Annotated in this window: 8 protein-coding genes; 6 read left to right on the top strand and 2 right to left on the bottom strand. The window is 67.2% G+C overall.

The window, feature by feature from the left end:
- Nucleotides 1-274: 274 nt before the first annotated feature.
- Nucleotides 275-733, bottom strand: coding sequence for a GNAT family N-acetyltransferase (locus DMX06_RS23925; RefSeq protein WP_110739649.1), 459 nt, complete (start codon nt 731-733; stop codon nt 275-277).
- A gap of 142 nt (nt 734-875) precedes the next feature.
- Here DMX06_RS23925 and DMX06_RS23920 point away from each other — a divergent pair, with 142 nt between their 5' ends.
- Entirely contained in the window at nt 876-1,451 is a 576-nt protein-coding gene (locus DMX06_RS23920; RefSeq protein ID WP_110739648.1) for a hypothetical protein, read from the top strand.
- A gap of 24 nt (nt 1,452-1,475) precedes the next feature.
- Here the strand turns inward: DMX06_RS23920 and DMX06_RS23915 are convergent, their stop codons facing one another.
- Nucleotides 1,476-3,197 carry an amidohydrolase gene (locus tag DMX06_RS23915; RefSeq protein WP_110739647.1) on the bottom strand — a complete coding sequence of 574 codons (1,722 nt, stop codon included), beginning with the start codon at nt 3,195-3,197 and terminating at the stop codon, nt 1,476-1,478.
- A gap of 186 nt (nt 3,198-3,383) precedes the next feature.
- Here DMX06_RS23915 and DMX06_RS23910 point away from each other — a divergent pair, with 186 nt between their 5' ends.
- The 5 genes from DMX06_RS23910 (at nt 3,384) to DMX06_RS23890 (ending at nt 13,366) form a co-directional block, all read left to right on the top strand.
- Nucleotides 3,384-4,301 carry a LysR family transcriptional regulator gene (locus tag DMX06_RS23910; protein ID WP_110739646.1) on the top strand — a complete coding sequence of 306 codons (918 nt, stop codon included), beginning with the start codon at nt 3,384-3,386 and terminating at the stop codon, nt 4,299-4,301.
- 100 nt (nt 4,302-4,401) lie between these two features.
- Entirely contained in the window at nt 4,402-5,472 is a 1,071-nt protein-coding gene (locus DMX06_RS23905; RefSeq protein WP_110739645.1) for a C45 family autoproteolytic acyltransferase/hydolase, read from the top strand.
- Between the two features lie 28 nt (nt 5,473-5,500).
- On the top strand, nt 5,501-6,826 hold the full coding sequence (locus DMX06_RS23900; RefSeq protein WP_110739644.1) for an MFS transporter: 1,326 nt from the start codon (nt 5,501-5,503) through the stop codon (nt 6,824-6,826).
- 592 nt (nt 6,827-7,418) lie between these two features.
- Nucleotides 7,419-9,092, top strand: a complete 1,674-nt coding sequence (locus DMX06_RS23895; protein WP_375538117.1) for a ShlB/FhaC/HecB family hemolysin secretion/activation protein — start codon at nt 7,419-7,421, stop codon at nt 9,090-9,092.
- A 38-nt stretch (nt 9,093-9,130) separates the two neighbouring features.
- Nucleotides 9,131-13,366 carry a hemagglutinin repeat-containing protein gene (locus DMX06_RS23890; protein ID WP_110739642.1) on the top strand — a complete coding sequence of 1,412 codons (4,236 nt, stop codon included), beginning with the start codon at nt 9,131-9,133 and terminating at the stop codon, nt 13,364-13,366.
- The last annotated feature ends 221 nt before the right edge of the window (nt 13,367-13,587 follow it).

Genomic DNA, 13,587 nt, shown 5'->3' with positions numbered 1-13,587 from the left:
CAGTCGTTTGCGTCCCTGTAGTAGATCACCCAGCCCTTCCGGGCTGCGCTGTCGCGCAGGTAACTGTTATCCCTGTGGGAGCGGCCTTGTGTCGCGAAAGGGCTGCGTAGCAGCCCCCTGCAATTTCGATGGTGGCTCGGAATCTGGGGCCGCTGCGCGCCCCTTTCCGACCGGTCCGACGCCTCGGCAAGGCCGCTCCCACAGGGGATAGCGTAGCCTGAGGGGCTGGGTGATCTCCTACACGGATAGTGCATGGCCTGGGTGCGGGCGTTGCTCAGAGCGTGCGAGACATCAACCAATGGTTATGCCCCCAGGCCTCGAACGGTTCCATGTGCGTCCAGCCGCGCTTGGCGTAATACGCATCCTGGTCGTGGGTATGCAGGTAGAGCGTGGCAACTCCGTTGCTGCGGGCATGCTCGCAGACACCTTCGATGAGCCGCTCCGCCAGGCCTTGGCCACGCGCCTCTGGGGCGACGAACACGCAGGCCAGCCAGGGGCCGAGGTCGCGGCGCCCGGGCAGATCGTCGCTGGCCAGGGCGGCACTGCCCAGCAGGCGGTCGCCGTCCAGGGCCACCAGGCATTGCCATTGACCGTTGTGCTGGCCTTCGGCGAATTCACGTTGCCAGTCGGCCAGCGGCACGTCCGCGTATTCATAGTGGAACTGTTGGTGCAGCCACTGGGCGAGGGTGTCGCTGTGGGCCATGTGGTGTTTCAGCCAGTCCAGGCGGCGCATGACGATGTCCTTTTCAGGGGCAGGAGGGGCGGACCTTTGCGCGAAGCATACACCGCGGTGCGTGATCGACGAGGATGATGGCGTTTTGATTTTAAGGGTGCGCAGCCGCTATCCTTGCGCCTGTATTCACCAAGGAAGAACCATGCGTCTGTCGTCCTGCCTCAAATCGGTTGTCGCCCTGTCACTGGCCGCCCTGCTCGGAGCCTGCTCCAACTACCACTACAAGGAGTACCAGGGTGACTGGGCGCCTGAGACGATGACGCCCTATGATCTCTCCGGCAACCAGGCCGACGCGCCGGTCGTGTACTTCGCCACCATCCGCTACCGCGCCCTGGGCGTGCCGTTCCATCGCCTGCTGCTGGCCACCCATGTCGATGACCAGTTGCTCGAGGGGGCCGGGCGCCGCTCGATCCTCGATATCGCGGGCAAGCAGGCGCTGCGGCTGACGCCGGGCAAGCACTCGCTGAGCTGGTGCTGGGCCTCGATGAACGCGCTGGGGACCGGTGGCGGCAAATGCGGTTTCACCGCGCGCGACGTCGAGTTCCGTGCAGGCAAGCGCTACATCGTCGACTTCGACACCGTCGATGCCATCAACGGCCCGCCCGGGCGAGAGACGATGACCATCACCATCACCTCCGAGATTCGCGACCTCGATACCCGGGAGGTGGTCTACCCGCCCAAGGGCAGCGAAGCATTGACCAAGAGCATGGACGGTTGATCGACCCGACCAGCGCAAGCTGGCTCAACGTGTGTAGATGGGTTTTCCGGCAAACCAGGTCTGCAGCACCTGGGTGTCGCGCAGCGCCTGGGGTGCGACACTGAAGACATCGCGGTCGAGCACGATCATGTCGGCCTGCTTGCCGGCCTTGAGCGAACCGATCTGCCGCTCCAGGCGCATGGCCCGGGCGGCGTTGAGCGTGTAGGCCTGGAACATCGTCTCGCGATCAAGGGCCTCGGCGGCGTTGAGCACACCCTTGGGGCCGGCGCGGCTGATGGCCTGGTAGATGGCCTGCCAGGGATCGGGGGTGCTGATCGGCCAGTCGCTGGCGCCGGCGATGGTGGCGCCATGGGCAAGCAGCGAGTGCGCCGGGAAGGTGTGCAGGAAGGCCATGGCATCGACGTAGGGTTTGACCAGCTCCAGGTTGGCCTCGTCGGCGCTGGCCCAGTACAACTGCATCGAGGCGATCACGTCCAGCTGCTTGAAGCGTGCGTACTCTTTCGGGTTGACCATCTGCAGGTGGGTGATCGAGTGCGGGATGCCGCTGGCGCGATCACGGCGGGCCTGGGCCACGCCGTCGAGCGCCGCGCGCACGGCGCGGTCGCCGATGGCGTGCACATGCACCAGCCAGCCGCGGGCGTCGGCAGCGCTCACCAGTTCGCCGAAGTGCGCCGGGTCCAGCAGCAGTTCGCCGTGCTGCCCCGAGTTGCGGTAAGGCTTGAGCATCGCCGCGCTCTGCGCCGGCATCTCGGCGACGCCATCGGCGAACACCTTGATGCCGGGCAGGGTGAGGTTGGGTACGCCGAGGAACTGCCGGCGCACCTTGTCCAGCTCATCCAGGTCGGCCGGACGGGCTTTGGAATCGGCCATCAGCAGCGCGGCCACATGGGCGGTCAGTTCGCCGCGCAGGGCAAGGGCCCTGTACACCGGCAGCACGCCGAGCGAGTCGTTGTGTACGTCGGCACCGGGCAGCTCGTTGGCCAGCGGGTCCATCCAGCCGGTGACGCCCAGGCTTCGATAGTGCGCCAGGGCCTGGCGCCCGGCGCTCATCAGGCTGTCGTGGGTCAGTGCCGGCAGCAGGTCGGTGACCGGGTACAGCCCGGCGTCGACGAGAAAGCCGTTCGGCGTGCCGTCCGAGTGCTGGCCGATGGTGTTGCGGGCCACGGCTGGCAGGGCGGCGATCTTTGCCGCATCGATGCCGGCACGGGTGAGCATGGCGCGGTTGGCCCAGCCGGTGTGCATGTCGTTGGCGGCGAACAGGATCGGTTGGTCGGCCCACTCGCCCTGGTTGAAGCGCTGCTCGAGCGCGGCCAGGTCGTCCCAGTAGGTCGGCGGCAAGCCGCCGACGCTGAGGAACTCGCCGCGTCGTGCCTTGCCGTCGTCACGCCACTGGCGCAGGCGTTGTTCCAGCGCGTCGAGGGGGATCTGCACACCGGCCAGGTCGGCCAACTCCAGCTGCAGGCCACCCTTGATGGCATGGGAGTGGGAGTCGAGCAGGCCGGGCATCAGCACCTTGCCGCCCAGGTCGATGGTCCGCGTGCCATCGACCTTCAGGCGCAGCACGGTCTGGTCGGAGCCCACCGCGACGATCTTCTCGCCCTCCACCGCCACGGCTTGCTGCAGTGGCTGGCCCGGCTCGGCGGTGTAGACCTTGGCGTTGTGCAGGATCAGGTCGACGGCGGCGAAGCCGGGCAGGGCGGCGCAGGCCAGGCCGGCGCCAAGCGCGATCTTCAGGAACTGCTTCATGCGATGCCTCGTGCTTGATGGGGGAGGCGGCAGGCTAGCCAAGCGGGAAGGGTGTTTAAACGGCACGGCAGGCACAACTTTATTCGCGTTCTGGAAAGAGTGCTTGCTGCTCCCCATCGATTGCCGCCTGCGCATGAATCCATGGATACTCCACGGCGCCCCACGTGTGCCAACCAGGAAGCAACCATGGACAAAATGACGGCCCTGACCATCTTCGTCGCCGCCGCCGAACACGGCAGCTTCAGCCGTGCCGCCGAGCAGCTGGGCAAGACGCCGTCGGCCATCACCAAGGCCGTCGCCCATCTGGAAGCCGAGCTGGGGGTGCGCCTGTTCGAGCGCACCACCCGACGCATGGCGCTGACCGAAGCCGGCACCCTCTACCTGGAAGGCGCGCGACAGGCCTTGATGCATCTGCAGCGGGTCACCGAAGAAGTGGAGCAGTTGCAGCATGAACTGCGCGGCACCTTGCGTATCACCGCACCACCGTCGTTCGGCCCGGCCTTTCTCAACCAGGTGTGCTGCCGCTTCATGCGCGAGCACCCGCAGGTGCGCCTGGAGGTGAACCTCAACGATGCCAACGAGGACCTGATCGACGGCGGCTACGACCTGTCGCTGCGCGACGGTCCCACCGACCAGCCCGAGCTGATCGCCCAGCCGCTGATCGAGAACCGCGTGATCCTGTGCGCCAGCCCGGACTACCTGGCCCGACGCGGCGAGGTCATCAACCTGGACAACTACGCCCAGCACGACTGGCTGCTGCTGCGCCACCCGTTGCTCAACCGCAGCTTCTGGTGGATCGAGCACGAGGGCCAGACCCAGCGCGTGCGCCAGCCGACGGCCAGGCTGGTCAGCGACAACTTCGACTTCCTGCTGGCCTGCCTGCTCGATGGCCAGGGGCTGCAGTTCATCCCCACCTGGTGCGCGGCACCCTACCTGGCCAATGGGCAACTGCTGGAGGTGATGCCTGATTACTGGCGGGCGCTGAGCGCGTTCGGTCCCTGGGTGCATGTGCTGTACCTGCCGCATCGGCGCAATACGCGCAAGGTGCAGGCATTCATCGCCCTGTTGCATGAGCACTTGCGCGGTCAGGGCCTGCGCGCCTGAGTTTTTCCTGGCGGGCACAAAAGTTGTGCGGGGCCTGGCGATGATCGGGGTGGGGCCTCGCCGCTAGGCTTGCCGCTTGCGTCCCATCAGGAAAGCCGCCGTGAAGATTCATACCTGCGTCACCGATACCCTCGATCCCCATGCCCGCGGCCGTCAGGTCGGCGAGCGCTTTGCCGGGCAGATCGGCGAGACCACCCAGCTGTACCTGGACTTCTTTCCCCGCGTCGGCGTGACGCTGGGCGAAGCGCAGCGCATCGGCGAGAACAGCCTGGCCGCCCTCGAGGCCTGGAGCCCGGACCTGGCGGCGGAAATCGCCGGCCTGGCCAGTGGCAGCGGCCTGCCGTTGTGGCAGTTGGCGAGCCTCAACGCCCGCACCGAGGTGCTGGCGGCACGCACCCGCCACAGCGAATGCTCCACCACCGTGCACGCCCCCCGTGGCCCGCGTGCGCCGCAGACCCTGCAGACTTGGGACTGGCACGACAGCCTGTGCCCCCATGGCCTGATGGTGGCCCTGCGCAGCCGCCAGGGCCTGGCGGTCAAACTGTTCTGCGAGTTCGGCATGCTGGCCAAGCTGGGGGTCAACAGCGCGGGCCTGGGCCTGCACTTCAACATCCTCCACCACCGCAGCGACAACACCGCCGGCGGCGTGCCGGTGCATGCCATCGCCCGACGGCTGTTGGAGGAGGCTCGCAGTGTCGACGAGGCCATCGAACTGGCCCGTTCGGCGCGGGTCAGCGCCTCCACCGTGCTCACTGTGTTCTCCCGCGAGGACCGCAGCCCACGTGCGGTGAGCATCGAGCTGAGTCCCGAGCGCACGGCGCTGGTGCTGCCCCGCGAGGATGGCTGGCTGTTGCACACCAACCATTTTCTCGACCCGCAGCTCAGTGCCGGTGAGCAGGTCGCCGACCGGGCCGAGACCGAGGGCCGGCTGGCCCATCTGCAACAGGTGGTCGGCCAGATGACCAGCGCCGACCCGCGTGCCCGTGCCGAGGCCATGTGCGGCGCTGCGGGCGATGCCGCGCCGATCTGCTTCCATCCGGACCTGGCGCTGCCCGACACCGAGCGCTGGGAAACCCTGCTCAGCGTGGCCATCGACACCGAGCACGGCCATCTCGACTACGTCGCCGGCACCCCGCTGCAACTGGCCAAGGCCGGCTGCCAACGCTTCTGAGCCCATCCGCATCACGAGAACAACAACAATGCATGCACAACCTTCCCGCTCCGCCTTGCGTACCTTCTGCGTTTCCGGCCTGGGCACGGCCCTCGAATTCTATGATTTCATCATTTATGGCACCGCCGCCGCGCTGGTGTTTCCCCAGGTGTTCTTCCCCGGTCTGGACCACCTGACCGCCACCCTGGTGGCGTTCAGTGCCTTCGGCGCGGGGTTCCTCGCCCGGCCCCTGGGTGGCCTGGTGTTTGGCCATTTCGGCGACCGCGTCGGTCGGCAGAAGGTACTGGTCACCACCTTGCTGCTGATGGGGCTGAGCACCTTCCTCATCGGCTGCCTGCCGGGGCATGCCAGCCTTGGTGTGGTTGCGCCGATCCTGCTGGTGCTGTTGCGCCTGGTCCAGGGCTTTGCCGCCGGGGGCGAGTGGGGTGGCGCCGCGCTGTTTGGCATCGAGTCGGCGCCGCCTGGTCGGCGCGGCCTGTGGGGCAGTTTCACCAGCATGGGCATCGGCGTGGGCGGTATTCTCGGTGCGGCGGTATTCGCCCTGGTCAGCGCCGCGTTTGATGACAACCTGGTGGACTTCGCCTGGCGGATCCCGTTCTGGCTGGGGGGCACCCTGGTGCTGGTCGGCCTGTACGCACGGCTGAAGACGCCGCTGGCCGCGTCCACCGTCAAACCCGTGCGAGCGCCGCTGGCCCAGGCCCTGCGGCAACGGCCACGGCAATTGCTGTTGTGCACCGGTATCGCCTTTGGTTACTGCACCATCGCCTACATCGGCAGCACGTTCTTCCTGACCTACGCCACCCAGGCGGGGTACGGCAGCACCGAGGCCCTGATGTTCGACCTGACCCTATCGGTGGCCATCGTGCTGTCGGCGCCGCTGTTCGGGCACCTGTCGGACCGCCTGGGGCGGCGCGTGGTGATGGTGTTCGGGGCGCTGGTCATGGCGTTGGGGCTGTTCGTCTTTTTTGCCCTGGTGGACATGCGCCACTTCGGTATCGCCCTGGTCGCCTACAGCCTGGTCGGTGCGCTGATGGGCGCCACACAGGGGCCGATTCCGGCGTTCCTGGGCGAACAGTTTCCCCGGGAAATGCGCTACTCGGGCATTTCCGCCAGCTACCAGGTCGGTGCGGCACTGGGGGGCGGGACGGCGTCGAGCATTGCCACGGCGATCCTGATTCTCAACGGACATGATCCGCTGGGCGTCGCGTTGTACGGGGCGGCGGCGCTGGTGCTGGTGGCGTTGTGTTCGTTGGGGTTGAGGGAGACGGCGCGGCTGAGCATGGCGCAGATCGATGGGCTGGGCGAGGGGAGTGAAGAGAGGGGATTGTTGCGCGGTTCGGCGTTGGAGCGGTGAGGGGGATTGTGTGAGGGCGGTGAGTGGCAGGCGATAGTCTTGCAGCGCCTATCAGATCGAGCGCCGCCCGCGCGGCGCTCGATCTGATAGGCGCTGCAATACTCCCGTCGAACACCTGGAAAAAATATACATTCCACAGCCAATCACTCTTAATTAGATTGCGCAACTTTTGCGCAATTTTTCAACCCGCTAAGCTCTCCCTGAATCTGCCGAAAACCAGAAAGTTGATACACTATTTCCCCCTACGACTAAAGTCCGGTGTCTCCCGCTCGTGTCTACAAGTACCGTGGGGCCAGACAGTCATCCAGTTCGATTGTTGGACAATTCGATCGCGTCAACCCCTTTACCCGCTTTACCACGGGCTATCAAGTGACCATGCGGTCATGCCCGGCGCTATGTGGTAATTAGCAGCCGTTAACTTTTCCGCAAGCGTTTCAACAAACAACGCTCAACTTTCTAAAGTTATTTCGCGTTTGCCGATAACCCTCGGTGACCGTGCTGGGAAGTTCCAAGTACTGCGATTCTCGCTGTGCCTTTGCCTGCGAATGGGTGTTGTATGTCGTACCTGTCTGCTGTTGATCGTCGTCAATTAATGCTGTCTGTCGTACTGGCTTGCCTGTGCGCCGGCAACCTGCATGCCGAGACATTTACCCCCGGCCAGGAAGTGCTGCGCCAACAGCAACAGCAGCAACACGACCTGCAGCAACTGCAACTGGAACAACGCCGCCGGCAACTGCAACGCGGCGCGTTCACCGCGCCCGACACCACCCCACAGACACCCAAGGCCTCGGCCCCGGATGCGCGCTGCTGGCCGCTGGCCGGGGTGCGCATCGGCGGTGTCACGCTGATCGACCGTGCCACCCTCGATGCCCGCATCGACCCCCTGGTGGCCGCGTGCATGGGCGTGGGGCAGATCAACCAGCTGCTGTCGGGCATCACCGCGCTGTACCTGGAAAAGGGCTATATCGCCAGCCGCCCCTACCTGAGCAGCGCCCCGGCAGCCGGGCAGTCGCTGGACATCCTGGTGGACGAAGGCTACCTGGAAGCCATCGAGCTGGCCGACCAGCGCCTGCCGGTGTCCCTGGCCGGGGCCTTCCCCGGCATGCTCGGCGAGCCACTGAACCTGCGCGACCTGGAGCAGGGCCTGGACCAGCTCAACCGCCTGCGCTCGGTGGACCTCACCGCCGACATCGCCCCCGGCAGCCAGCCGGGCGCCTCGCGGATCATCCTGCGCTCACGCAGCGCCGGCCAGCCACGGGTTTCCGTGGGCATGGGCCTGGACAACCTCGGCAGCGCCAGCACTGGCCGCGACCGCAGCGTGCTCAGCTTGAGCCTGGACAATCCGCTGGCGCTCAATGACCTGCTCAGCCTGTCGGCCAGCGATACCCTCAACCAGGGCGATCGCTACAGCCGCAACGCCAGCCTGTACTACGCGATTCCCTACGGCTACTGGACCTTCAGCCTGTTCGCCAGCCATGCCGAGTACCGCTCGCCGATCAAGCTCAGCACCCAGACCCTGCACAGCACCGGCATCACCGACCAGATCAGCCTGCGCGGCGAGCGCGTGCTGTGGCGCGACCAGCGCCATCAATTGAGCGCCAGCCTGCAACTGGCGCACAAGGATGTCGACAGCGAGTTCGCCAAGGTCCGCCTGGACGTGCAGAGCCCGGCGCTGACGGTGGCCGAAGCCGGACTCAACCTGTTCTGGCTCGACAGCGCGGTGTGGAACCTGGACCTCAACTACGCCCAGGGGCTGCACGGGTTTGGCGCCGACGACGATGCCGACCGGCCGGTGCCCGACCTGCCCATGGCGCAGTTTCGCAAGTACCGCGCCGGTCTCGGCCAGTGGCGCAACGGCCAGCTGCTGGGCCAAGCCTGGCAGTGGCAGAGCCAGCTCAACCTGCAGTACAGCCCTGATCCGTTGCCTGCCATCGAGCAGTTGCTCGGCACCGACGATTCCGCCGTGCGCGGTTACCGCCTCAGCAGCCTGTCCGGGGCCAGCGGGGCGGTGTGGCGCAACACCCTGCGCCTGCCGCTGCAGCACCAGGGGCCGCTGACCATCACCCCGCGGCTGGGGCTGGACCACGGCTGGATCAAGGCCGACCACGGCGCCGCCAGCCAGCGCCTGAGCGGCGCGAGCCTGGGGCTGAACCTGAGCTGGAAGGCGCTGCAGCTGGACGTTGACTACCAGCGCAGCCTGACCACCCCCAGCGGTTACCACCGCGAGCCAGAAGTCTGGCTGTTCAGGGCCGCCGTGCAGATTTGAGCGCACCGAATAAGCAGTACCGACATGGAGAGTGACCTATGCCCAAGACCCCCTTTACCTTCAACCTGTCCCCGCAAGGCAAGCTGCGCTGGGTGATTGCCAGCCTGCTCCTGACTGCGAGCCTGCCCCAGGCGCTGGCCGGCGGCGTCGTGGTCGCCCCCGGCCCCGGGGGCACGGCGCAACTGCAGACCCAGGGCGGCGTGCCCATCGTCAATATCGTCGCGCCCAACGGCGCGGGCCTGTCGCACAACCAGTTCCTCGACTACAACGTCGACCGCCAGGGCCTGGTGCTGAACAACGCCCTGCAGGCCGGCCACTCGCAGTTGGCCGGTGAACTGGCGGCCAACCCGCAGTTCCAGGGCCATGCGGCGAGCGTGATCCTCAACGAAGTGGTCAGCCGCAACGCCTCTGCCATCAATGGCGCCCAGGAAATCTTCGGCCGCGCCGCCGACTACGTGCTGGCCAACCCCAACGGGATTTCGGTCAACGGCGCCAGCTTCATCAATGCACCCAATGCCAGCCTGGTGGTGGGCCGCCCTGAACTGGACGCGGGCCGGCTCAAGGCCCTGGGTACCCAGGACGCCAGCGGCCAATTGCAGGTGCAGGGCGCCGGCCTGCGCAACGACGGCGGCTCGGTCAACCTGATCGCCCCGCGCATCGACAGCCAGGGCCGCCTGGATGCCCGTGACCAGCTCAACCTCACCGTGGGCCACAACCAGGTGGACTACGCCAGCGGCCAGGCCAAGGTCGTCGGGCACGGCGCGGCCAGCAGCGAGCAGCGTATCGATGCCAGCCTGTTCGGCGCGATGCAGGCCGGGCGCATCAACATCGTCAGCACCGCGCAAGGTGCCGGGGTGCGGGTCGGACCGGGGCAGATCGACGGCCGCGACGGCGTGCGCATCGACTCTGCGGGTGACCTGAATGTCAGCGGCGCCGCCGTGGCCGACTCGCTGGAGGCGACCCGCGCCGGCGTGCGCAGCAGCAAGGGCGATGTCGAGCTGCGCGGTGCCCAGGACCTGACCCTGGCCGCCGCCGATGTGGCCGGGCGCGACGTCAAGCTCGACGCCGGACGCAACCTCACCCTGAGCACCGTGCAAAGCCGCAAGCTCCAGGAAAAACGCGAGAACTGGCGCAGCGGCGCGCTGGGCATCGACTGGGAGACCTATCAGCGCACTCAGACCGACAGCGACACCCGCGAGCACGCCACCCGAGTCGGGGCCCAGCGCGACGCCGGGCTGCACGCCGGCCAGGACCTCACCCTCAGCGCTGCCAGCCTCGAGGCGCCCGGCCAGCTGAGCCTGGACAGCGGTGCCGACCTGCGCCTGACCGCCGCCACCGAGCGCCAGGTGCAGACCGACCAGGGCAAGCACACCAAGGGCTTCTGGAAGGCCGACTGGGACAACCGCAATGAAACCCAGCGCAGCGTCACCAGCCAGCTCAAGGGTGGCGACATCGCTCTGCACGCCAAGGCCTCGGTGCTGGCCGAAGGTGCCCAGCTGACCAGTGGCCAGGACATCCGCATCGCCGGCAAGCAGGTGCAGATCAGCAACGCCTCGCGCACTGACCAGCGTGACAGCCAGAACCAGCAGAGCAAGTTCTTCGGCGTCAGCCACAACGAGGCCAAGCAGAACAACCGTGAAAGCACCGCGGTGCGCAGCGAGCTGGTGGCCGGTGGCAGCGTCGGCCTGAGCAGTGCCGAGGGCATCGACGTGGTCGGCTCGACGGTCAAGGCCACCGGTGCGCTGAACGCCGAGGCGGCGGGGGATCTGAAGGTCGCCTCGGCCCAGGACACCCGCGAACACAACAGCGCCAGCAGCAGCCGTGGCTTCGTTGCTTCGGCCAAGGAGACCGCGTCGGGCTCCGGGCAGTATCGTGCTGGTGTCGGTTATGCGAGCGATCGTCAGAGCGCTGGTAGCAGCCAGGTCAGCCAGCAGGGCGCAACCCTCAGTGGCAGCGAGGTGCAATTGACCGCCGGCGGTGACCTGGCGCTCAAGGGCGCAGTGGTGAAGTCCACCACGGGCGATACCAGCCTGACCGGCAAGCAGGTGTCGCTGCTGGCAGCGCAGGACAGCCGCAGCGAGTCCCGCGACAGCAGCCACACCGGGGGTGGCGTCTACCTCACCACTGGCCTCGACCGTGCCGGCGCCGGGTTCGACTTCGCCCATGGCACCCAGCAGGACGCCTCAAGCAGCACCACTGCCAAGACCACCGGCATCGACAGCGCCGGCAGCTTGAGAGTCAAGGCCGACACCCTGGCAAGCGAAGGCGCGCAGGTGAACAGTGGCGGCACCCTGAGCGTCAGTGCAGGCCAGGTGGACAACCACGCGGCCCGCGACACCACCAGCAGCAGCCACCAGCAGAGCAGTTGGACGGCGGATGTCGGTGTCAATGTCGAGTACAAGGACATCGCCCGGCCGATCGCCGGGACGGTCAAGGATGTGGTGGACGGCAAGGTGTCGGTCAAGGACGCCCTCGACGGCAAGCTGCCGCTCAACGACGTCAAGGACGTGCTGGACGGCAAGACTTCGCTGACCGCCGCCCTGGGCAAGCTTGGCACGCCGAACCTGGGCGTCGACCTGGCCGTGGGCCATGCCAGCCAGCAGCAGGGCGAGCAGGCCGGCACCGCGGTGGTCAGCCAGTTCAACGGCCAGGGCGTCGACCTGAGTGTGGCCGGTGCGCTGAAGGACCAGGGCACCCGCTACAACGCCAACGGCGGCGCGCTGGACGTCAAGGCCGGCTCGTTGCAGGCTGATGCTGCCAGCAACACCCACAGCCGCAGCGAGCAGCAGGTGAACGCCGATGTATCCGCCCGGGTCTACACCAAGACCGGCGAGGACCTGAATGTGACCGCCAACGGTTCGGGTGGGAGCAAGCGCCTGAGCGAGGATACATCCACTGCCGTGGTCGGTACCTTCAGTGGCAACCAGGGCCTGAGTATTCAGGTCGGTGGTGATGCCCGCTTCGAAGGCGGCCGTCTCGACGGTGGCCAAGGCGCGGTTACCGTCAATACCGGCGGCAAGCTCGCCCTGGACCAGGCCAGCAACCATGCGCGTCGTGACACCAGCAGCCTCGGCGGCAGTGGTTCGCTGACCGTGGGCACCTTGCCGGCGGGCGACAAGGTCGACCTGGGGGCAGGGTTGCAGCTCGACCATGCCGGCGAACACAGTGTCGACAGCAAGGCCCAGGTGGCGAGCATCAGCGGCAACGGCCCGGTACGACTGGGCAGCGCAGGGGGTCAGACCTTGCAAGGCACGCGCATCGACGTGAACGGCCCGGTCGAACTCAAGGCCGGTGGCGCCCTCGACCTGCAGGCTGCCAGCGACACCCGCACCGTCAGCGGCAGCCATCTGGGCGGAGGCCTCAACCTCGGCGGCAAGGCAGCCACCGGTGAGCAGGGCCGTGACCTGAGCGGCAAGCTGGGCGGCAACTTCAATGTGGGCCAGACCAATGAACGCTCGCAGACCCTGACCGGCGGCCAGCTGAACAGCCACGCCAACGTGGACCTGGCCGGCCAGTCGGTGCATCTGCAGGGCACCCAGGTCGGCGCCACGGGCGTCAAGGTCGGCGCAGGCGAAGGTGGCCTGGCGCTGGAGTCGGCGCAGTCCACCCAGGGCCGCACCAACTGGGGCGTCGAGGTGAAGGCCGGGAGCAACCTGAGCCGTAATACACCGGCCGATGCCGGACAACAGGCCAGCTCGTCCCATGACTTCGACCTGGGCGGCAAGGTGCAGGTGGACCATCTGCAGGGCACCACCCAGCAGAACAGCCATATCGCCGCTGCCGAGGTGACCCTGAACAGTGCCGGCGCGGCGCAACTCAGTGGCGCGCGGGTCGACGGCCAGCAGGTCGGCGGCAAGCTCGCGGGCGGGTTGACGGTCGCGGAACGCCAGGACACCACCACCTCGGTGCGGGTCGACCTGGGTGCGGGTCTGGCCGGCAAGCCGGGCGAGGCGAAGGAGGGCCAGGAGAAACCGGGCTTCGATTACACGCCATCGTTCAATGCCCAGGGCGAGTTCGTGCGCAAGGCCGGAGTCACGGAGGCTTCGGGCATCGCGGCGCAGCGTGGGCTGGAGCTGCAGGTCAAGGGCGTGGAGCAGGGCGGTACCACGCTCGGGGCCGAGGTCAAGCCGCTCGGCTACCAGGTCAAGGCCACCCTCGACCTGCCCAAGCTGCCGGAGGCTGGCCTGCCCAGTGTGTCGCTGGAGGGCGACAAGCTGAAGGTGGGACCGGTGACGGTTGAAGCCCAGATTGATGGCCTGACCAACAAAGGCTGACAGGGCACGCCTTGCGCCCCCAGCCTGAAGAGAGACTACGTGGGAGCGGGCTAGCCACGCGATCACCGGCATAGCCGGTGCCATGCACCGCATCGCCTGAATCGCGGGGCAAGCCCGCTCCCACGTAGCGCTCGTTATCTTCTGCTCCCTGCAAGCGGGCTAGCCCCGTCTTGCAGGATTGTCCGATCCCACCCCCCTCGCTGTCCGCCATTGCCCTGAAC

The sequence above is a fragment of the Pseudomonas mosselii genome (assembly GCF_003205295.1).
In the GTDB taxonomy this organism is placed as follows: Bacteria; Pseudomonadota; Gammaproteobacteria; order Pseudomonadales; family Pseudomonadaceae; genus Aquipseudomonas; species Aquipseudomonas mosselii_B.
This window is presented reverse-complemented; position numbering and strand designations above follow the sequence as displayed.